The following is a 22,151-nucleotide window of genomic DNA, read 5'->3' on the forward strand; positions in this document are numbered from 1 at the left end:
CCGGTAACTGATACATTGAGCATTAACCATTTTACCATTCACCAATAAACTTACTGCTTATAGATCGCCCTTTACCTAACTAATAAAGTCTCTCTTGATCCGTAGCATAATCGTGGTGATGATTGCAGCAGGCATTGGATTCGTGCGGCCTGCTGCTTTTTCTATGCCACGTGAAAACAAGAACCCATATCATTCGTTCCGTAATTTGCCCGATACAGCCCGTAAAGATACCGTGCCTGTTATCGCATTGCCGTATCCCATCAGCGACCGCCGGGGCGATTTTTTATCGAACCCCGGCAGGAACCCTTTTGACCTGCACACGCCGGCAAATGTGCAGGACTCCGTTGTGTATGATCCCAAAGAAAAAAAGTATTACATCCTGGAGCGCGTAGGCAATTCCTGGTACCGCAATCCTACCTGGCTTACCTTCGATGAAGTAATGCAGCTGAAGGCGCGTAAACAGGAACAGGATTATTTTCGCACGCGTTCCAATGTGAGCAGCATGCTCAATAAAAAAATGCTGCATCCGGATCTGGTCGCAACAGATAATTTATTCAACCGCATTTTTGGTACTGGTAAAGTAGCGCTTAGTCTGCAGGGCGATGTAAACATTAAGGCAGGCTATCAGGGACAAAAAACCGAAAACCCGGCATTGCCGGAGAAATCCCGTAAAATGGGCGGTTTCGACTTTGACATGAACGCAAATATCAATGCCAATGCTTCCATTGGCAATATGCTGAAGTTGCCCATCAATTATAATACGCTGGCGAATTTTGATTTCATGAACCAGTTAAAGCTGGAATATACGGGTACCGATGATGCCATCGTAAAAAAGATAGAAGCCGGTAATATTTCCTTCTCTACAAAAAGCACCCTGATACCCGGGGCGCAATCTTTATTTGGCGTGAAGACCAGTTTGCAATTCGGTAAATTGTATGTATCGGGTGTACTGGCTTCCCAGCGAAGCCAAACGCAAAGCATGAATATGCAAAGCGGCGCTGCCACCAGTACGTTTCAATTCAAGGCATCGGAGTATGATGAGAACCGCCACTTCTTATTAGGGCAATACTTCCGGAACAACTATAACAAAGCCATGAGCAACCTGCCGGCTGTGAATTCTTCTGTGCAGATACTGCGGGTTGAAGTGTGGATCACTAACCGTACCGGCGCCACTACCAATGCCCGCGAGATCGTGGGGTTGGCCGATCTGGGGGAAGCCAGTCCGGCCAATGCCAATGTACATGCGCAAAGCGCGGCGCCATACCCGTACAACGATGCCAATGATGTGTACCGGAATATTGTCAACAGTTCGGGCGGGCGGCAATCATCGCAGGTGGTAAATATAATGACCACGCTGGGCCTGCAACAATCAAAAGATTTTGAAAAGGTGTATGCCCGCAAGCTCGATTCTACCACCTATAAAATTTATCCGCGGCTGGGATTTATTTCACTGAACCAGACCCTGCAGGCAAATGATGTGCTGGCCGTGGCTTATCAATACAGCTACAATGGCCGCATTTACCAGGTGGGGGAGTTTTCGCAGGATGTACCGCCCGACACCACTACTGGGAATTATTCCGGAACGCAAAAAGTACTGATGGTAAAACTGTTGAAAGCCACTGCGCCCAATACGACATTGCCCCTGTGGGACCTCATGATGAAGAATGTGTATTCGATCAGGATGGCAGGTGGCAGCTATATTTCCAATATTCAGGCTGATGGTTTTAGGTTGAACGTATTATACGATGAACCGGGCAAAGGCAGTAAACGGTATTTGCCCGAAGGAGATAAAACCGGCGTGCCCCTGATCAGCGTGCTGAACCTCGACCGGCTGAACAGCCAAAGCGATCCTTCGCCCGATGGTGTTTTTGATTATGTGGAAGGTTATACCATTAACTCAACCAGCGGGCTGGTGATCTTTCCCCTGTTGGAACCGTTTGGTCATGACCTCGATTCGCTGGCATTCCGCAACTCGGCCACTGTTGCGCAGCATTATTTGTACCAATCCCTGTATGATACCATAAAGGCGGTGGCGCAAACCTTTTCAAATGTAAACCGCTATATCATCAGCGGTTCCGCCAAAGGGCAGGCGGGCGGCGATCTCTCATTAAATGCCCTGAATGTGCCGCAGGGGTCTGTAAAGGTGACGGCTGGCGGCACCACGCTAACGGAGAATGTAGATTACCAGGTTGATTATATATCAGGTTCGGTGAAGATCATCAACCAGGCGATCATTAACTCGGGCGTGGCGGTGAATGTACAGTATGAGAACAATGCGACGTCGGGCCTGCAGCAAAAGGGATTGCTTGGCCTGCGGCTCGATTATATGGCCAAACAAAGCGCCCGCGAATCGCTTTCCATTGGCGCTACCATTGAGCGGTTGAATGAACGCCCCTTCTTTACCAGGGTAAGTTATGGCGATGACCCCATTCGTAACACCATGTATGGGTTAGATGTAAACTACTTTGCCCGGAGCCGCCAGCTAACCCGATGGCTCAACCGCCTACCATTTTACAATACAAAGGAAGTGAGCACCATTACCGGTTATGCCGAAACGGCTCTATTGCAACCCGGCCATGCCAAACAAATAGGGAAGGGGAGCGACGGTACCATTTACATCGACGATTTTGAAGGTACGGCCGGTAGCATCGATCTGCGTTACCCGGTCACCAGTTGGGCGCTGGCCTCCACGCCGCAGGGTAATGGCCTTTTTCCCGAAGCCAGTTTAACGAATGACCTTTCGTACGGCTATAACCGCGCCAACCTGGCCTGGTATAATATTGAGACCAACCTGCAAAGCAAAACCACCACCGATAACCCCGTGCGCAGCTATGAGAACTTCAGCGACCCGCGCATTATGTCGATCATAGAGCAACAATTATTTCCGCAAAAGTCTTCTGAATACGGCACAACCCAACTGGTCACTTTTGACCTGGCCTATTACCCAACTGAAAGAGGGCCCTATAATTTTGATGCAAGGGCGGGAAGCATCAACGATAAAGGACAATTGCTGAACCCCGAAAAACGCTGGGGTGGTATTATGCGGTCGATCGATCAACCCGATTTTGAGAGCAGCAATATCCAGTATCTTGAATTCTGGTTGCAGGACCCATTTATTACCAATACCAGTAGCCGCGGCGGTAAATTATACCTTGATCTGGGCAGTGTTTCAGAAGATATTCTGAAAGACCAGAAGCGGTTATTTGAGAACGGATTGCCTTCTGCCAGTACAACTACCTCAACAGATACTTCGAGGTGGGGAAAGATGCCCCTGAACTCCCTGCAGGTAACCAATGCCTTTAGTAATGAAGCGGCCGACCGGCCGTACCAGGATGTGGGTTTTGATGGGTTGGACGATGACAGCGAACGCATTCAGTTCAAAACCTACCTCAACGACCTGTCGGCCCGGTTTGGCGCCGGCTCGGCAGCTTACCAGTCGGCATACAACGACCCCTCGGCAGATGATTACAAATATTATCGCGATGATTCGTACGACGCCAGTAAAACAGGCATCCTGGGCCGGTATAAACACATCAATGGCACCCAGGGAAATTCACCGGTGGCCAGCAGCAGCGACAAATACGCCAAAGCCTTTACATTGACACCCGATGAGGAGGATATTGATCACGATAATTCCATGAATGAGCTGGAATCGTATTTTGAATATGCGGTCGACCTCAGTCCATCGGCATTGACCACCGGTTCCAACTATATTACCGATAAACGCACTTTTACGTCTGCCGGCATAACGCAAACCTGGTATCAGTTCCGCATTCCCATCAAAAATTATAAACAGGCAGTGGGCGGTATTACCGATTTCAAATCGATCAGGTTCATGCGTTTATTCCTGACCGGTTTCAGCGATTCGGTAGTGTGCCGTTTTGCTTCGTTGAACCTGGTGCGCAATTCCTGGCGTACGTTCGATTATAAGCTGGACACCACCGGTACCTATACCTCGCTGCCGGCTGCTTCGGCCACCACCTTAAATATAACCGATGTAAATGTGGAAGAGAACAGTTCCCGCACGCCGGTGCCCTATGTATTGCCACCGGGCATTCAGCGGCAGGAGTCGTTAAGTAATAACAATGTTACGGTGTATCAAAATGAGCAGGCCATGAGTTTGCAGGTCTGTAGCCTGGCGCCCAATGATGCCCGCGGCGCGTATAAAAACACTTCACTCGATCTGCGCCGCTATGGCAAATTAAATATGTTCATTCACGTGGAAGGCGCCGGCAGCAATGGCGCCATTGTTGACGGACAATTATATGCCGTTATGCGGTTAGGCAGCGACTTTATCAATAACTTTTATGAAATAAAGATCCCGCTACAAAAAACGAGCTGGGGCGCAACGGCTGATACAGATGTATGGCCTTCCGTCAATGAACTGCAACTGACGTTACAGGACCTGGTGCAATTAAAGGTCCGCCGTAATAATGCAGGCGCGGCTAATGTCTATTATGAAGAAAAAGAAGCCAGCGGGCGCATACTGGCGATTTATGGCAATCCTGGCCTGGGGCAGATTGAAGCATTTTTTCTCGGTGTTCAGAATAAAGGCGATCAAAATGCCTGCGCCGAATTGTGGTTCGATGAATTGCGGTTGTCGGATATTGATGAAAAAGGCGGCTGGGCCGCAGTGGGAAAAGTGGATGTAAAGCTGGCCGACCTGGGTACGCTGAACCTGGCGGGTAGTTATAAAAGTTCGGGCTTTGGCACCATCGACCAGCACATCAATGAGCGGTCGCTGAATAATAACCTGCAACTGGATGGGGCCACCAACCTCGAGCTGGGCAAACTCTTGCCAAAGAAGGTTGGTATTTCCATTCCAACCTATGCCGGCATTTCAAAAACAGTGAGCACGCCGGAGTATGATCCCTTTGATACAGATATAAAGCTAAAGCAAAAACTAAAAGGAGCAACGGCTGCCCAACGCGATTCCATATTACGGCAGGCCGTGAACACCACCCAGGTACGCACCCTGAATTTTACCGGGGTGCGAAAGATGAATACAACCGGAAAAAAGCTGAAGCCCTGGAGTATTGAGAACCTCGATCTCAACTATTCTGTTACCATCACCGATCACCGCGATTCGGTAACAGAAAAAGACCTGCTGAAATATTATAAGGCGGGCCTCGGTTATAATTATACCTCCATACCCACTTTTCTTACGCCCTTTAAAAAGTTGATCAAATCCAGGTCGCCCTGGCTCTCGATCCTGAAAGACTTTACTATTAACTTCCTGCCTTCCACGCTTGGCTTCAATGCTGCGGTGAACCGGCAGGTGGGTATTTATCAGAGCCGCAATATCGGGGCATTGAAGAACTACCTGCCCGAGAGTTACAATAAGTATTTCCGGATAACCCGAACGTATACCTTTCGCTGGGACCTCACGCGTTCACTGGCGTTGGATTTCACGGCCGACAATCATTCAGTAGTTGATGAAGACAGCGGCGCTGTTAATAAAGCGGAGATGTGGAAACGGTTCTTGAAAGGCGGCCGAAATACGTTGTATACGCACACGGCAGGCGCTACCTATACCTTGCCTTTAAGCAAAATTCCCCTGCTGAGCTGGACAACCATTCGCGCCGATTATCATGCCACCTATGGCTGGACGGCCGCTTCGCGCCTGGCTACGGCGTTGGGTAATACGTTGCAAAACACTTCGCAGAAAGGGTTGACGGCGCAATTCAATTTTACCGAACTGTATAATAAATCGAAATTATTGCGGGCAGCGCAAATGGATAATGCCGCAGCCCCTGAGCCTTCACCGGCAGGAAAGGATACAACCGCCGGCAAGCGTAAAAAGAAAGACCTACACCTGTCGCCACTGGCAAAGGGAATGTTGAATACATTGATGGCGCTTAAGCAGGTGATGGTACAATATTCGGAAAATGCTTCCAGTACTATTTATGGGTTTATGGACAGTACCCAGGCATTGGGCATGAACGGGCACAGCCGGCAACCCGGCTGGAAGTATGTGTTGGGTGGTCAGCCCAACGCTGCGTTTATTGATCAGCTGGCGCAAAAAGGATTGCTGTCGGGCGACAGTACCTTTAACTCCCCCAATCTGCAAAATTTCAATCAGCAGTTGACCGTGTCGGCGCAGGTGCAACCGGTGCGCGATCTGAATATCGATATCAGTATGACCAAATCGTTTGGAAAGGATTTCACCGAACTCATCAGGGATACGCTGGGCAATGGCCAGTTCTCGCACCTTAATCAATACACAACCGGTTCTTTCAGTGTTAGCTATGTATCGGTGAAAACCCTGTTCAATAAATCATCGGGCAGCAGTATTTCTTCTACCTTCCAGACGTTTGAAAACAACCGGCTTATTATTTCCCGGCGAATGGGCGGTAAGAATGGCTATTCGGGTACACAAACAGGTGATGGCTATTATAAAGGCTATGGAAAATATTCGCAGGATGTTTTGATCCCCGCCTTTTTGGCTGCCTATACAGGTAAAAGTGCCGAAAGCATTGCCCTCATCAGCAGCAGTAGCAGTAGCATGCGCAGCAATCCGTTTGGCGGTTATTTGCCCAAACCCAACTGGCGGCTTACTTATAGTGGACTTACCCGAATTCCCGGAATGGAAAAGATCTTCACCAGCTTTACGATCGGGCATGCGTATACCGGCAGCCTGAGTGTAGGCAGCTTTAATGCTGACCTTTCCTATAAAGACCCGTTGGGGTTAAATTATCCGGGGTTTATTGATACGGCCACCGGCAATTTTGTTCCTTATTATGCGGTGCCCACTATTACCATCAACGAACAGTTTGCGCCCTTGTTAAGCGTGGATATGCAACTGGTCAATAATATAGAAGCAAATGTGGAATACAGTAAATCGCGGCAACTGAGCTTAAGTTTAACCGATTATCAAATGACCGAAAGCCGCAATACCCAGTTCACGCTGGGAGTGGGCTGGCGCAAAAAAAATGTGCCCTTACCGTTCAATATACAAATAGGTAAAAAGGCTGCGGCGTCCGGTAAAAAAGGGAATGATATTAAAATGCATTTGGACATGAGCATTGCCGATAATGAAACGCGTAACAATTACCTCGACCAGGTAAATGCCATTGTTACCGGCGGGCAAAAGGTAGTGCGTATTCAGCCATCGGTAGATGTTGTGCTCAGCAGCCGGGTAAACCTGAGACTGTATTATGACCGAACGCGTACCGTTCCAAAAATTTCAACATCGGTTCCCATCACAACAGTGAGCGCGGGATTGCAAATAAGGATAGTTCTGAATCAATAAACAATAATCGGTAACCCGCTAGGTAGTTTTATTTATAGTTGCTATAACCCGCTAAAACGATACCCGTTTCCGGTAATGGGGTACGTTATATCATGGTAACCGTAACTCCCTATGAGTAACCCATTGTTTAAAAAGATCAATATTTTCCTCAAAGTCAGTGAAGAAACCATCGACAGTTACTTCAATGCCAATGACCCGGCGCCCATTTACAAACGGCAGCTGAGCCAGGAATTTGAGGAATATATCATGAACCATGCTCCCAGTATTAAAAGATATTCCACCGTTACCTATAAACTAAACTGTGTGAACGAATCAGACAGGGAGTTTATAGACCCGCTGGTGCATGCCATACGACGGCATTTTTCCCTGAAGAAATCCATTAAAGAAGCAGAATTCAAAAAGTTTAAACGGCGTAACTGGTTTTTATTGGTGTTTAGCCTGTTGGTCGTGATGTTCTTTCAGGGTGTAATGCCTTATTTATTAAATATGGAACACCGAATACATTCAGCCTTCAGCAACGCCATCGACGTATTTAGCTGGGTAATACTGTGGAAGCCTATTGAAAAGCTCATCTTTTACTGGAATCCTTTCCTGAAAGAAATTTCCATATTCGATAAACTGATCAATGCACCTATAATAATAGTGGGAGAAAAAAAGGAAAAAATGGCTGTTGAGTATGCAGCATGATAAGATATGCTTCCATATTATTAATGGTGCTGGTATTGGCGGGCAGGGCAGCCCTTGGTCAGTCGGAAGTTACCTTTGAACAATACCATGTTGTATATTCTGCGCCTCTTTCTACACAACCCTATTTATATATGCCGGTGTTGCATTATCTGCATCCTTCGAAATGGTATGCCGAAGCCCGGTATAATTATGAAGATGCGGATACGTATTCACTGTACTTTGGGCGGGCGTTCACCGGCGGCAAAAACCTGAACTATTCTTTTGTGCCCCTGCTGGGCGCCTCGGTAGGAAAGTACAAAAGCTTTTCAACTGGTTTGAATATAGATATGGAATTGGATAAATTCTTTTTCTCATCGCAATCGCAGTATTCCCGGTCAACCAGTGTATATGGCGGAGATTTTGTATATACCTGGAGTGAGCTCGGTTATCAAAGCCTGAAGTGGTTGTATGCCGGTGTTGCAGCTCAGCATACGCACGTGTGGCAGGAAGGGCATGAACTGCAACCCGGGTTCATGCTTGGGTTTACGTTCAACCGGTTTACCGTTCCCATTTATTCTTTTGAACCGTTCAATAGTAATGGCCGCAACTTTATTGTAGGGCTTACCATGGCCTGGAAGCATTCAAAAAGAAAACAACCGGCATTCCCGGTAGTAAAAGGCGATGCCCGGCCTGCAAACGGTAATACTGCCAATTAGTTGGTTAACTCCCTGTTAATACGATAAGCAATTTTACTTACAGCACTTATGATAAACCAGTAAATAGGAATTAGACAGGTGGAAAATTGAATTTGCAGGTGATAGCCACCGTTATTTTTGGGCCTGAAAAACCATTCTGAAACTATCATTATCTGATGTCCTAAAATCAACCCTGATGAAACGACACCTTATTATGGCATTGGCCACCTTTTTTGCCCTGTATGCAAATGCACAAGTAAAGATCGGCGATAACCCCAATACAATTAATGCCAACTCCCTGCTTGAACTCGAAAGCACCAATAAGGGTTTTTTACCGCCCCGTGTAGCCCTGAACAGCACCGCTTCAGTTGCCCCATTGACCGGAACCGTTACAGCCGGTATGCTGGTATACAGCACCGGTGGTACCCTGGCCGATGGCTATTACTACTGGAATGGCACTGCCTGGCGCCTGGTTGCTACCAGTGAACTCAATACAGTGACCAAATCGGCTACTACAACACTTACCAAGACAGAAACCTTTGTACTGGCAAGCGGCGATATCACGCTCACCCTGCCTGTTGTTACCGCTTCTGACAACGGGTTAAGCATTACCATTAAAAATGTTGGCACGCATACCGACCTGGTAACGGTTGTTGGCAGCAGCAGCGCTACCATTGATAACAAAACAACCAGCAAATTAACCCGCTACGGTGGAGTAACCTATGTTGCCAATGGTGGCAACTGGGTGATAAAAAATAAAGACAGGCGTTTGGAGAATGTACTGGATGTAAATGCCAACAGCAGCTGGACCACTTTGCAGGAAGCTGTTGAATACCTGAACGCACATATGTCGGCGCCTACTGTGGTACGGTTAGATGAAGAGACTTACCAGGTTGCTGCTACTTTAAATATCAACCTCTCGTACCCGGTTACCTTTCAGGGGCCATCGTATGGCCACTCTACCATAGCGGCCGCTAGCGGGTTATCGGGTAAGCCCATGTTCCGCTGTGCAACGGAATGTTATTTCAAAATGTTGCAGTTTGATGCCACTACATTATCTGGGTACGGCTCTTCGGCCAATGAAGATGCCATCCATTTTGCAGGCAGCGGCACTTATAACGAAATAAAGGATTGTACATTCGACAGTTTTTATAAAACCATTTTTGACTCTACGAATGCCGAACTGTGGATCTTTGAAACAGATATCTCCAATGCCCAGCATAGTGGTCTTATGGTGCATGGTAATACGGCCGGCGTAACAGTGAAAGTGGCAGAGACCGATTTTATTCATTGTGCGCGGGGCATCAATCTCGATAAAGCAACCAGCGCCACTATTCAGTTTGCATCGGGCGGGTATTACAATGCCAATGCCACTGATACTGCCATAGTATATCACCCAACAACCTTCACCAGCTTTACCAGCATTGCCATTACCGGTAATTCCTGGAACAATGTGGGAAAATATATTGAAGGATTCGATTTTACCCGTACAGATGGCCGCGATGCCAATGCAATATTGGAAGGTAATGCCGGTATGGGTGATAAAAAACCATATGCATATGTTACAGTATTGAACAATACTGCAAGCGTTTCAAATATTGCAACTGCCAATACCTGGGCCAAGGCCAACTGGGGCCCGAACACCACTTCCACCACCTGTAAATGGACGATAGTTGACAATAAGATCACCTTTCAACCAACTTATAAACGAAACGGCTGGTTCACGATCACTGGTAACCTGTCTGTTGATGGTTCAAACCGGGTTGTGTCAATTGGTGTAGTAAAGAATAGCGCGAGCTCAACGAGATATGGAGAAACCACCATCCGTACCGGTACGGCCAATCAACCATATCCCTTTGCGTTTGTGGTATATCTGGAAAATATTTCTCCAACCGATTATTTTGAAGTGTATGTTACCTCTTCATCGAACGGCGACAACGTAAAGATCCAGGATATTCAATGGCTGGCCAATGCGCAATAGTCAATGGTCAATGGTCAATGGTCAATGGTCAATGGTCAATGGTCAATGGTCAATGGTCAATGGTCAATGGTCAATAAATTTTTGGTGGCGCAAGATCAGTCATTATTTTAAAAATTCGCGAGTTATTCACCATTCACCATTCACGACTCAAAACAACTGTGATAACCATTTAACGAAGTTGATATTATGAATAGGATGATAGTGGCCTTTGCATTATTGCTGACAGCTGTTGCTGCCAATGCCCAACAGGCAATGGTGAACAACGGCAACCTGCAAATATATTCCGGCGCCTCCTTTTGCAGCTATGGCGGTTTTACCAACAGCAGCTCCGGCGTGTTGGTAAATAACGGCAACCTGTATCTAAAGGGAGATGTAAGCAACGACCAGGCGGCCATGACGGCCGGTTCGGGCATCTTATACCTGAATGGCAGCGCGGCCCAGGCCCTTAACGGCGCCCAGTCATTAAAAACCTATCAGCTGGTCACTAATAATGCCAATGGTATTACTTTAAATAATAACCTGAGCGTAGCCGATGTACATACGTTCACCAGTGGCATGATCGTAACTTCATTAACACCCAATTATTTGATCTACGAAGCCGGCGCTTCCTATACGGGAGATGCCGATACCCGTCATGTGAACGGCTGGGTAAAGAAGTTCGGGAATACGGCTTTTTCATTCCCCGTGGGCAACAACAGCTACGAACGGCCGGTTACAGTAGGCAGTTTATCGGCAACGAGCGAACTGAATTGTCTTTACCGGTCGGCCACGCCCAATACTGGCAGTGTGCAGGCGCCCATTTTGCTGGTTGATGCCAATGAATACTGGGAGATCAATAAGATAAGTGGTGGTACGGCCCAGGTTACCCTGAATTGGGACAATACAAAAGTGGCGTTCCCGCCTTATACGCTGGCCGATATCAGGGCTACTTATTATAATGGCAGCAGCTGGATAAATGAAAACGGCACCGCAAGCGGCACTGTTACCACCACCGGTAGTATTACCTCAGGCGCGGTGAGCTCGTTTGGCTATTTTGCCATCGGCAGTGTTGCGTATATACTTCCCATACATTTCATTAGTGTAGGCGCCCAGCGCAAAACCGGCACTACCGTGGTGCGCTGGAAAACAGCCCGGGAAACAGACGTTGACCATTATGAAGTGGAACGCCTGAATACCAGCGGCAGCTTTAGTGAAATAGGCAGGGTGAAAAGTCATAATAACATTGATGAAACCGATTATGAATATGTTGATGGGTTGCCCCTGATTGGTACAGCCATGTATCGCATCAGGTCGGTTGATAAGGACGGTCAGTACATTTATTCGCGCATTGTATCTGTTTCTGAAAACAGCAATGTGGCTACGTTTATGGTGTTAAACAACCCGGCGCATGAAGCCATTTACCTGTCGGCTTCGGCCGCCTATAAAGGGCAGTATCAATATGAGCTGTATAGTACATCGGGCCAGTTGGTGCAAAGCGGACCGTTAACCATCAATGGGCTGGATATTGTCACCATTCCGCTGATGATGAAGACCATGACGGGGATATACATGTTGAATGTGCGGAATGAGCAGCATCGCTTTGCAAAGAGGATACTTGTGAGGTAGGGGTATGAAGTAAGAAGTAGGAGGTAGGAAGTAAGAAGTGCCTGTATTTCCTAACTCGTACTTCATACTTCTGAAAATCACGAGGAATGAAAATAGTCAGGAAGCATAAATAATAGGAAACAATAGGTACAGGATAGATTATAGGATCAGAACCCTATCAGGAGGTTCAGCCACCTTGCTTTTGCCTGGTGGCTTTTTCTTTGGCCGCCGGAGTATGCCGGGAGCCCCTTAAATGAGGAACGCCCCGGCAAGTGGGGCGTTCAATTCCGCATATAGTATTGGTTAGTAAGCGAATCGTTAGAGGCAAATTTTTATATTCCCAATCCAGACTTCACTTTTTCAAAAAATGACTTTTTATTTTCCTTTGGAGGTATATAATAGCTTTCTACCCGGTTCATGATAGCCGCCATTCTTTCGGGGCTCAGGGAAGATTTCACCACATAATCCAGCGCGCCGTATTGCAGGGCTTCCTGGGCAACCTGTTTATTTTCCTGTCCGGAAATAATATAAACCATGATGCCCGAATTGAAGGCCTTGATCTTTTTCAACACTTCAATGCCATTCATGCCTTCCATATTATAATCCATAATAACCAACGCAGGCCGTTCTTTGATCTGTTGCAGGCATTCATCACCTGCATTGAATGAGGTCATATCGGTATAGCCCAGGTTACGGAGGAATTGCTCATACAGGGTCAGGCAAAAGATATCATCATCTACTATAAAGATCTTCATATCCGGATACTGGGTCATGGTTGTGGGTTTTATAGGTTGATTATTTTAAATGTTTGCTTTCCGGGCATAACAGGTTCCGGATAAAAACACGTATTAACAAAACGGTATTTAATACAGGCTATTGCAACATAATGACCGGGAAAATCAAAACTAATATTTGTATTTGCCGGCTGGTAAGTGTTTGTGCTTAAAGTCGGTTGCCGGTTTCCGGTTCCCAGGCCCTTAATGCGGAATGCCCGCCTATAGTGTCCCTGCCATTAATTGAGCCCCCGTAACTGGTAACCGGTAACTGGTAACTCATTGGATCACGATCGGTTGCACATAGTGGCTGTCGCCATACCTGATCGCAATTTTATAGATACCCCGGGGCAGGTGCCAGGGAAGCTCTACCGTATGCGTGGAATGTAAGTCGGAATGATAAATATGATGTTTAAAGACCTGCTGGCCGGCGAGCGAGTAAAGATGTACCGTGAAAACACATTTTTCAATGTTGTACAATTGCAGCCAGAATTTTTTCTGTGATACCAGGTTAGGGTATACTGTTATTCGTTCTAAACGTTTTGTCAAACGTTCGGTTTGTGGCAGGGTATTCATAGGAGGCGGACTATAAGGATAATGTTATTTGTTGTGCGCGATGAAGTTAATACTTATTCTGAACGATTACAATAGTAATTGTTGGAGATTCTATCGCGTACCCCTGCTGTCCTTCCTTATGATAGAACTGAATTAAAATAAAATTAATGAATTCGGTTATCCGATCATGGTATTTACTGTGGGTTATAGCTTATTTACTGTTAGTGATTGCAGAATACCCTGTGTTAATTGCGTGTTATCTATAATTTTACTATGCGAACCTGCTGGCGGGCGACCCCCTTCCCTAATAAATATTTTTGGAAAGTGCCGATCAATGTTGCGCCGCCTGATAAATAGAAGGTTGCTTTTTCCCAGGCCATCCAGCAATGGGGGTGCATATCTTCCATCCAGTAAATGGCATTTTGCCCGGGTTGTTCCGGTAACTCGGGTACACTATCGACCAGCAGTTTTAACATATTGAGAACAGCTTCATACTCCGGGTGTAATTCCAGGATACCAAAATATTCATGATCGTTTTCCAGTGCGATCGTTTTTAATGCATTGAATAATTCTACCGTGCTTTCATCGCCTACAAAGAAATGATGGGTAGCCTGCTTGTTGTACAGTTCTTTTGCCTGGGCTATCATCTCCGGTTCCTGTTCTCTAAACACCGGCATATCGCTGTTCACCGCTTCTTCGAAAGGGGAATTGCTTATCAGTTTAGATATGTGAAACATTGTATATGTATTATTTGCGAAACAGATAATTTACCTTTACAAAAATAGAAAGGGGTTTCAAGCGCGTTTTTATATAATACGGATAAACTTTTACATTAAACGGATTATATGGGAGTCAATGTGTATGACGAAGCGGGCCGGTTGTACAAGGTAGGCGATGTGTTTTCAACGAAAATAGTAGAACAGCCACTGGTCACTGAACGACGGGAAATATACAGTTTCCCTTTTGGTAATGCCGAAATGGTGCAACTGGCTTTTTCAGGCATTTATATAGTGTATGGCGATATGGTAATGTATGAGACCAAGCGGTTAGACTTTGAGATTACCGGTGATGTGGATCTTGTTGAAATGCATTTCACCCTGCAGGGGGCTGGCAGCATGAAGAACCTGGTTAGCGGTAAGGAGCATCATTTTAAGACCAACCAGCATAATCTTCATTACGTACCCACGTTTGCTGGTACTGGCATATACGATTCGCCCGACCGGTATAAATTCTTCGAAGTACATTTCACCACGCGTTTTTTCCTTGAGCTGGCCAAAGACAGCTGCCCCTCGCTGATGCGGTTTGCCGAAAAGATCGCCAAAGGCAATGAAAACGACCTGAGCCTCGATAACCTGCCGATCTCCTTTGGCATGCACCAGATCATTCATGATATCATGAATGCCAACTTTACCGGTGGGTTGAAGTTGTTATACCTGCAATCAAAATGTATTGAGCTGCTCACCTTACAGTCGCAGATGTATGAAAATGCTGACCGCACAGGTGCCACACCTTCCCTTATTTGTAAACCAGGGCACGATACCGATAGTATTCACTTTGCCCGGGAATACCTGTTGCAGCATGCGGCGCAACCACCTTCTTTAACCGAGCTGGCCCGGGTTGCCGGTATCAATGAATTTAAACTGAAACAGGGCTTTAAGGCTTTGTACAATAATACGGTATTTGGTTACCTCACCGATTATAAGCTCACGCAGGCAAAGGAATTGCTCACCGGCAATGTGCCTATTAAAGATGTGAGTGACCAGTTGGGCTATTCTTCCGTACAACACTTCACCAGCGCTTTCCGTAAGAAATTTGGTATGCCCCCGGGAAAGGTAAAGGAGGGGTGAGGGCCGTGAATGGTCAATGGGCAATGGGTTTCCGGCGGCGCAAGCTCGATTATTAATTTGAACAATCGCGAGCTATTCACCATTGACGATTCACCATTCACCATAAAATGCTGTATATTCAATATTACGATTAAAGCTATATGATCATGAGTATCGTAGTAAAAAGAATATACGAACCCGCGGCCTCGCAGGATGGTTACCGCATTCTGGTTGACCGCTTATGGCCACGTGGTATTAAAAAAGAAAAAGCCGGCATCGATACCTGGCTGAAAGAAGTGGCGCCCTCTACAGAATTACGCAACTGGTTCCATGGCGGGGAGGGGAGCTTTACCGATTTTAAAAAGAGATACCTTACTGAGCTAAAGCATAATCCCGCACTGGATGCATTGAAAACACTCGTTCATGAACATAAGAAGGTAACGCTGTTGTATGCGGCCAAAGATGAGGAACATAATCATGCGTTGATATTGAGAGATCTGTTAAAGTAGGAGGAAGTTCCCGGTTGCCGGTTTCCGGTTCCCAGGTCTTGAATGCGGTATGTTCTCCAATAGTCAACGTGCCGTTAATTGAACGCCGGTAACTGGTACCCGGCAACTGGTAACTGTATTTTTATTATTACATTGTCTTTTGCAGTCTCCATATCTGTATATATGGAAAACAATTCCCCGCGCAGCATTCATCGGGTTTCTGGTTGGGCCGGCCGCAATCGCACCAGAACTTTTTGTTGGCGTACAGCATATAGGCATCGAGCCCGCGCGCGCTGCCATTGAGGAGTTCCTCCGGGCCGGTGGCATGCATTACTTCCCACCCATATTTGCCCGGCACTTCTTCCAGTTTATTGTTCACATAAAAACGCCAGGGGTGTTTATGTGTTTGATCACTCCAATACACTTTTAATTCCGAGGTGTTCCGGTGGTCAAGGGTAAGCAGGGCCGCATGGTACCCATCGCATACCGAAACCAGGAACACGCTAAAGCCACGCTCTTTGCCAACCCGGGCAAGCAGGGTGTTCCATAAACTTTTTTCCATGGCAACGGGTTGTAAGCCGCGCGAAACAGGATCTGCCTTGGTAATGGGCACCCATTCGCCTTTACGCATCGATAAAAAACGCACAGTGTCGTAGCTGCGGATGAAATGACTATCGCGCAGCCGTTTGGCCAGCGCATTGATATCATTGTTCAGGAAATTGCCGTTCAGCACAGGCTGGCGGCTGTACAGGCTGTCGGGAATACTTGATTCGCCAAAGAGCAACAGATCAAGGGCGCCGCGAACCGTATTGATACATTTATGCCGGTAGCCGGGCCGCCAGTTTGAGTCTTTGGGTTGCTCGGGCAGCGCAGCGTTGCTGATAAAGAATTGTTTTATGCGTTCCACATCATCGATCGAGAAAACGGATGTGCGGGTAAGGGAATCTTTTTTTATTGCAGGGACAGGCTCGCCATGACGGGGCGTGTTAAAGGCCATATGCAGGGAGCCTGACAACACAGCTACAACAACAGGATACACAACAAGCAGGTGAAATTTCATAAGGTAATTGGGTTTAGGAGCGCTATTCAGGCGCAATATCCTACTTATTCGGCAATCCTGTAACGCCGGAATAAGAGAATTGTTTTTTTCTTTATTCACTAACCGCCTGTGGTAGGTAGGTGTATTTATGTAATACTATCTATTTTCTGTTGAATACCCTGTTTTTCTGCCTGCGTTTTGGCAAGGGCATATGCTTTTTTGTAATAGGCCAGGGCCTGTTGATTATCGAGGTGGCTGTACAATTCGGCCATCAGCACAAAGTAAAAATGGCTGTCGCCGGGTTGCAATAAAAGCGCTTCCTGTAAAGCGGTTTCCCTTCCTTTCACCTTGTATAAGGCAAATAGCCTGTTCAGCGCCACTACAGGCGAATAATTGATCAACTGCAACTGATCGTACAGGTGCAGAATGGCTTCCCATTTTTCGGGCGTATCTTCTTTTATGCAATGCCAGTATGCGATGCCGGCTTCCAGGTGATAGGAGCTTACTTCGTTGCCGTTGGCGCTGTTGTTCAGGAATTGGATACCCTGGTTTATGAGCGCGGCATCCCACAGGGCGGTGTTTTGGTGTTCGTATAATATCAGGGTGTCGTTATTGTCCTTACGGGCATTAAAGCGGGACGCATGGAAGCTCATCAGGGCCAGCAGCGCGTTTGTTTTGGGGCGGTTGGTAGGGTCGTATTCAACCAGCATAACACCGAGGCGCATGGCTTCCACACAAAGATCTTTGCGCAGGATGGCATTGTCGGTTTGTGAATAATACCCTTCATTGAAAAGCAGGTAAATGATGTGCAGCACAGTGTCGAGCCGGTTCTCCAGTTCCTGTTTGGGCAGGTTGTTGTCAATGGGGATCAGCTGTACCTGTTCGTTCCGTAATTTTTCCTTTGCCCTGAACAGGCGTTTATTGATGGTTTCCTTATTGGTTAAAAATGCTTCAGCGATCTCATCGATACCAAAACCGCAAAGGATGCGCAACGCCAGGCCGATCTGCGCTTCGCTGGCAATGGCCGGGTTGCAAATGGCGAACAGCATTTGCAGCTGGCTGTCCTTAATATTTTGTTGAGAGAAGTTGATGAGCTCAGGTTCCTCGTCAGTGGGTTGCTGTGCTTTTATTTCGGGTACCACTTTCTGTGCATAGATCTTGTGCCGTCTGAAATGGTACAGCGTCTTTTGTTTGGCAACGGCATATAACCAGGCAGCAGGATTGGGCGGAATGCCTTTGATGCCCCAGCTTTCTGTAGCGGTGAGGAACGTTTCACTTACAATATCTTCGGCCAGTTCAATATGTTCCAGACCGAATTGCTTACTGATGACCGCCACCATTTTGGCAAACTCCTGCTGGAATAACTGTTTTAATGATTCGTATTCTTTTTCCATAGTTGAAAAGTAGGGTCGTCCCGGTAGTTATCGGCACGGCTCACCTTGCAAATTAAAAGGTGAGCCTTCCGCCAGCTGACGAATGACCCACCTTCTAAATAGTTATTGAAATATTGGGCGAACTTCAACGCTGCCGTCTGCATCCAGAGCCGGACAGCCATGGGCCAGCGTAACCGCTTCTTCCAGGTTTTCAGCTTTAACCGTTGCAAAACTACCGAGGCGTTCCCTTATTTCTACAAAGGGCCCATCTGTAATAACCCCTCCTTTTCTCAATACTTTGCCTTCGGTGGCCAGGCGTATACCAGTGGAAACTAATTTTCCTTGTTCCACCAGTCCGCCAACCCAGTCCTGCCATTTTTTAGTGAGCGCCTGCATTTCGGTGGGCGATACATTGCTGAAGTCGTAGCTGGGCTGTCTGAATATTAATAAGAATTCTTTCATACATGTTGTTTTTGAATCCGCCAGGGGCGGGAAAGTTAGGAATTATAATCGTGAATGGTGAATGGTGAATTGTCAATAGTCAATTGTCAATAGTCAATGGTCAATGGTCAATGGTCAATGGTCAATGAATTTCAAGCGGCGCAAGATCGAATATTAATCTCAAAATTCGCGAGCTATTCACCATTCACCCTTGACCATTCACCTTAAGCATATTGACCCGGTTGATAGCTTCCCACCGCAGCCGGATTAGGGAAAGCGAGGTTTACGCGGTTATAGCTGTTGATAGCGATAATTGCAAATGTAAGATCGATCAGTTCTTCTTCAGAGAACTGGCTGCATGCTGCTTCATGTGTAGCTTCATCAACAGGTTCGCCGTTCAATTTTGTCAATGCATCTGCAAAGGCTAAAGCAGCGCGTTCGCGTTCGGTGTAAAAAGGCGCTTCTTTGTATGCGTTCAGCACCAACAGACGTTGTTGGTTATCTCCGGTGGCCAGCAGGTCTTTCGAATGCATATCAAGGCAAAATGCGCAGCCATTGAGTTGTGAAACCCTGTAGTAGATCAAATGTAAGAGCGGTTGTTCCACACATGATTTCGACAGGTAAGCACCCAGGGTGTTTAAAGCTTTCAATGCGCGTTGTCCTTTTTCAAAAACGTTTATTGACTGTTTCATTTGGTTTGATTTTATCAGTTATTAATGTGTTTATACATCAATAATGACCGGGACGATCCCGATTGGACAGGTCCCGGAAAAAATCCTGAAATATTTTTTTGGGGTGAAAATCAGGATAAGTATCCCCATCATATAATAAAAAATGTGTTTTTAACGTATATAAGTGGCCAGAAAAGCCCGTAGTCCAGTATTCTGTAGGAAAAAATTGATTAAACCCCTGAAAATGACTAAGTTCTACTCTTTGGTAGCATTAGTGACCCTGCTTTTGCCTGCCAGCCTGTTAGCCCAGGAGAGGATATCAGCCCAACCCGTTTCCCAAAATTCAGCCCTTTCTTTATCGCACATCTTTACTAAGTATGCGCTGTATAAGATCAATACAGGCGATGTGGCCCAATATGTAAAAAAGGCGGCTGCCAATGGAGATATCCAGGTAACGCTTGATTTACCTGGTTATACTTCTTTCCCGGTCTCTATGCATGAACACGACATTCTCAGCAATGATTATAAATTGATTGCCAGTACTCCGCAAGGCCGCCAGGAATTCCCCAAACCGGCCTGTATGACCTATGCGGGTCTTTTGACCAATCAGCCCAACAGCAGCGTATACCTTACTATTACCAGCGATCTTATATACGGTATGCTTACCGGCACCAGCCAAAGCTGGTTTATAGAACCGCTGCGATATTTCGACAACAAGGCTGCTGATGATATCTATGTTGTATATGAAACCAGTGATGTGATCCCCAACAGCAAGATCTCATGCGGGGTAACAGAAGCGATTAGCCGGCGCATAACCAATAACAGCACTGCCCGCGTGGAAGGTTCAGCTACCGGCACCTGCAGAATGACGGAACTGGCCATTGCATCGGACCATACCATGATCGACCGCTACACTACCACCGCCCGGGTGCAGGAACACAATATTGCCGTTGCGAATACCATGGTGGGTTTGTATAGCAATGCCCAAATTGGTACACAATACCTGGAGTTCAAGATCAATGGCCAGTATATATCAGGTGCAGATGTAAACGATCCGTTCTCGCCTGCGTATACCGGCAATGATGCTACCGTTTTGTTGCCAAACTTTACCAGTTGGGGACAGGCCGGGAATTTTGGTTTTAGTTATGATATAGGCGTGGTATGGACAACCAGGGACATTACTGATAATCTCGGAAATACCGGCGTAATTGGACTGGCGTATGTAGGAACGGTATGTACTACTTTTGGCTATCAAATTCTGGAAGACCTGCTTTCATTGTCAGCCGACAAATTAGGCGCCCTGGCTGCGCATGAGACCGGTCATAACTTCAATGCCAATCACGATGCGGGTTCTGGTTTTATTATGCAGCCATCGATCGGCGCTACGGCGCCCACCAGTTTCAGCGCTACCAGTTTAACCGACATGGATACCTATATTTCTGCCAACAACAGTTGTTTGAGCGCCTGTAGCGCCATTACTCCAATTGCCCGCTTCAATACAACCAGTGCGGGTACCTGTACAACCAGCGGCAGTATTACTTTTACCAGTTACAGCGAAGGCCAGGTGACCGGCGTTAGCTGGACGTTCCAGGATGGTACGCCTTCCACTTCAACCAGTGCTTCGCAAACAGTAAGTTTTTCTTCTACCGGTTACAAACAGGTAACCCTTACCGCTACCAATGCAACCGGCTCCAATGCTATCACCAAATTTATTTATGTAGGAAATAGTACACATGCTACCAGCGGTTGCCGTTCAACGTTTGCAGGAAGTGGAAGTGATTTCGGCATATTGCAGGCCTTTATGCTGCAGGATGTGAAGTATGCCAATAACCCAACGGCAGGCAACCTTTATTATAATAATACCTGTAGCAATGTCACTGCTTTACAGCCAAGTACCACTTATACGGCCGTCGTAAACATGGGCTATGTACCTAATGGCTGGCCAAACAAGGTGCAGCTGTTCATTGATTATAATGACGACGGTGATTTTCTGGATGCCAATGAAGCGGTTTATACCTCGCCCTCCCTTACCTACGAAGAGACGTTTACATTTACTACGCCTACTTCCATTCCGGTAATGGATGCCTTCCTGCGTATGCGGGTAATAACGCTTAACTCAACAGCAGCCAGTACAAACGGCTGTTCGGTACCCAATAACGCCACTACGGCCGATTTCTCAGCATTCTTTTCATCAATGGTATTGCCATCATTGCTGACGCAGTTTGATGGTTTTTATAACAATGGCAAAAGCGAATTGAACTGGCAAACGGAAACGGAAGTGAATACCGATCATTTTATAGTTGAAAGAAGCATCGATGGCCGCAGTTTTACAGAAATTGGCAACGTGCCGGCAAAGGGGCTCGCCAATTCGTTGTACAACTACTATCAGCTTACCGATCCGTTGCTGAATGCACAAAACGTGAACCGTTTCTATTACCGCCTGAAGGTTGTTGACCGCGATGGTTCTTATAAATACAGCAAGCTGGTGATCACCAACCGGCCGGCCGGTGACAAAGTGAAAGTGCTTGTGTATCCCAACCCGGTAATGCGGAGTACGACCCTGCAGATCGTGAAAGCCAACAACAATAGTTCGCTCATCGAGATATTCAATAGCATGGGCCAACGGGTATATGGCAAACGGATGACCGCTTCTTTGTATAATGAATCAATCGATATTCCATCAAACTGGAGCGCCGGGGTTTATATGATCCGCGTTTCGGACAATAAGGAAAGCTGGTCGCAACCTGTGCTTATCAAATAAAAAATAATTCTTCCATAAATAATAAAGCCCCCGGTTACTGCCAGGG

15 protein-coding genes are annotated in these 22,151 nt (G+C 46.7%); 8 read left to right on the forward strand and 7 right to left on the reverse strand.

Features of this window, described 5'->3' with window-relative positions; genetic code table 11:
* Positions 1-94 precede the first annotated feature (94 nt).
* From sov to A3860_RS22885, 5 genes are all read left to right on the forward strand, one after another.
* Complete coding sequence (sov, locus tag A3860_RS22865; protein WP_143774222.1) at positions 95-7,252, forward strand: T9SS outer membrane translocon Sov/SprA; 7,158 nt, start codon at positions 95-97, stop codon at positions 7,250-7,252.
* Positions 7,253-7,363: 111 nt separating this feature from the next.
* Complete coding sequence (locus A3860_RS22870; protein WP_081150339.1) at positions 7,364-7,939, forward strand: hypothetical protein; 576 nt, start codon at positions 7,364-7,366, stop codon at positions 7,937-7,939.
* Complete coding sequence (locus tag A3860_RS22875; protein ID WP_081150341.1) at positions 7,936-8,634, forward strand: hypothetical protein; 699 nt, start codon at positions 7,936-7,938, stop codon at positions 8,632-8,634. Before A3860_RS22870 ends, A3860_RS22875 begins: the two co-directional genes overlap by 4 nt.
* Before the next feature lie 175 nt (positions 8,635-8,809).
* Complete coding sequence (locus A3860_RS22880; RefSeq protein WP_143774223.1) at positions 8,810-10,594, forward strand: hypothetical protein; 1,785 nt, start codon at positions 8,810-8,812, stop codon at positions 10,592-10,594.
* Positions 10,595-10,780: 186 nt separating this feature from the next.
* On the forward strand, positions 10,781-12,199 hold the full coding sequence (locus tag A3860_RS22885; RefSeq protein ID WP_081150345.1) for a T9SS type A sorting domain-containing protein: 1,419 nt from the start codon (positions 10,781-10,783) through the stop codon (positions 12,197-12,199).
* A gap of 311 nt (positions 12,200-12,510) precedes the next feature.
* Here A3860_RS22885 and A3860_RS22890 read toward each other — a convergent pair whose 3' ends face one another.
* The 3 genes from A3860_RS22890 to A3860_RS22900 form a co-directional block, all read right to left on the reverse strand.
* On the reverse strand, positions 12,511-12,951 hold the full coding sequence (locus tag A3860_RS22890; RefSeq protein WP_081150346.1) for a response regulator: 441 nt from the start codon (positions 12,949-12,951) through the stop codon (positions 12,511-12,513).
* Positions 12,952-13,230: 279 nt separating this feature from the next.
* A complete protein-coding gene (locus A3860_RS22895; RefSeq protein WP_158085331.1) occupies positions 13,231-13,500 on the reverse strand; it encodes a T9SS type A sorting domain-containing protein in 270 nt (89 codons plus the stop codon).
* 266 nt (positions 13,501-13,766) lie between these two features.
* Entirely contained in the window at positions 13,767-14,243 is a 477-nt protein-coding gene (locus A3860_RS22900; protein WP_081150349.1) for a hypothetical protein, read from the reverse strand.
* 108 nt (positions 14,244-14,351) lie between these two features.
* Here A3860_RS22900 and A3860_RS22905 point away from each other — a divergent pair, with 108 nt between their 5' ends.
* Together A3860_RS22905 and A3860_RS22910 are read left to right on the forward strand one after the other, a co-directional pair.
* Positions 14,352-15,353, forward strand: a complete 1,002-nt coding sequence (locus A3860_RS22905; RefSeq protein WP_081150351.1) for a helix-turn-helix transcriptional regulator — start codon at positions 14,352-14,354, stop codon at positions 15,351-15,353.
* 146 nt (positions 15,354-15,499) lie between these two features.
* Positions 15,500-15,841, forward strand: coding sequence for a DUF488 domain-containing protein (locus tag A3860_RS22910; protein WP_081150399.1), 342 nt, complete (start codon positions 15,500-15,502; stop codon positions 15,839-15,841).
* A gap of 127 nt (positions 15,842-15,968) precedes the next feature.
* Here the strand turns inward: A3860_RS22910 and A3860_RS22915 are convergent, their stop codons facing one another.
* The 4 genes from A3860_RS22915 to A3860_RS22930 form a co-directional block, all read right to left on the reverse strand.
* Positions 15,969-16,880 carry a hypothetical protein gene (locus tag A3860_RS22915; protein WP_081150352.1) on the reverse strand — a complete coding sequence of 304 codons (912 nt, stop codon included), beginning with the start codon at positions 16,878-16,880 and terminating at the stop codon, positions 15,969-15,971.
* Between the two features lie 125 nt (positions 16,881-17,005).
* The gene (locus A3860_RS22920) at positions 17,006-18,253 is read right to left on the reverse strand and encodes an RNA polymerase sigma factor (RefSeq protein ID WP_081150354.1); all 1,248 of its coding nucleotides are present in this window, start codon (positions 18,251-18,253) and stop codon (positions 17,006-17,008) included.
* 102 nt (positions 18,254-18,355) lie between these two features.
* Positions 18,356-18,694, reverse strand: coding sequence for a YciI family protein (locus A3860_RS22925; RefSeq protein ID WP_081150355.1), 339 nt, complete (start codon positions 18,692-18,694; stop codon positions 18,356-18,358).
* Between the two features lie 203 nt (positions 18,695-18,897).
* Complete coding sequence (locus A3860_RS22930; protein WP_081150357.1) at positions 18,898-19,365, reverse strand: carboxymuconolactone decarboxylase family protein; 468 nt, start codon at positions 19,363-19,365, stop codon at positions 18,898-18,900.
* A gap of 223 nt (positions 19,366-19,588) precedes the next feature.
* Here A3860_RS22930 and A3860_RS22935 point away from each other — a divergent pair, with 223 nt between their 5' ends.
* Positions 19,589-22,105 (forward strand): T9SS type A sorting domain-containing protein, encoded by a 2,517-nt coding sequence (locus A3860_RS22935; RefSeq protein WP_081150359.1) that lies wholly within the window; start codon positions 19,589-19,591, stop codon positions 22,103-22,105.
* Positions 22,106-22,151: the final 46 nt, after the last annotated feature.

Source organism: Niastella vici, assembly GCF_002077945.1.
Classification (GTDB): Bacteria; Bacteroidota; Bacteroidia; order Chitinophagales; family Chitinophagaceae; genus Niastella; species Niastella vici.

What these genes read in the sequence shown, in the direction of transcription:
- A3860_RS22880 (WP_143774223.1), top strand. Translation starts at nt 8,810, where the DNA reads ATGAAACGACACCTTATTATGGCATTGGCCACCTTTTTTGCCCTGTAT.
- A3860_RS22930 (WP_081150357.1), bottom strand. Translation starts at nt 19,365, where the DNA reads ATGAAACAGTCAATAAACGTTTTTGAAAAAGGACAACGCGCATTGAAA.
- A3860_RS22915 (WP_081150352.1), bottom strand. Translation starts at nt 16,880, where the DNA reads ATGAAATTTCACCTGCTTGTTGTGTATCCTGTTGTTGTAGCTGTGTTG.
- A3860_RS22900 (WP_081150349.1), bottom strand. Translation starts at nt 14,243, where the DNA reads ATGTTTCACATATCTAAACTGATAAGCAATTCCCCTTTCGAAGAAGCG.
- A3860_RS22870 (WP_081150339.1), top strand. Translation starts at nt 7,364, where the DNA reads ATGAGTAACCCATTGTTTAAAAAGATCAATATTTTCCTCAAAGTCAGT.
- A3860_RS22875 (WP_081150341.1), top strand. Translation starts at nt 7,936, where the DNA reads ATGATAAGATATGCTTCCATATTATTAATGGTGCTGGTATTGGCGGGC.
- A3860_RS22920 (WP_081150354.1), bottom strand. Translation starts at nt 18,253, where the DNA reads ATGGAAAAAGAATACGAATCATTAAAACAGTTATTCCAGCAGGAGTTT.
- A3860_RS22910 (WP_081150399.1), top strand. Translation starts at nt 15,500, where the DNA reads ATGAGTATCGTAGTAAAAAGAATATACGAACCCGCGGCCTCGCAGGAT.
- A3860_RS22890 (WP_081150346.1), bottom strand. Translation starts at nt 12,951, where the DNA reads ATGACCCAGTATCCGGATATGAAGATCTTTATAGTAGATGATGATATC.
- A3860_RS22905 (WP_081150351.1), top strand. Translation starts at nt 14,352, where the DNA reads ATGGGAGTCAATGTGTATGACGAAGCGGGCCGGTTGTACAAGGTAGGC.
- A3860_RS22885 (WP_081150345.1), top strand. Translation starts at nt 10,781, where the DNA reads ATGAATAGGATGATAGTGGCCTTTGCATTATTGCTGACAGCTGTTGCT.
- A3860_RS22935 (WP_081150359.1), top strand. Translation starts at nt 19,589, where the DNA reads ATGACTAAGTTCTACTCTTTGGTAGCATTAGTGACCCTGCTTTTGCCT.
- A3860_RS22925 (WP_081150355.1), bottom strand. Translation starts at nt 18,694, where the DNA reads ATGAAAGAATTCTTATTAATATTCAGACAGCCCAGCTACGACTTCAGC.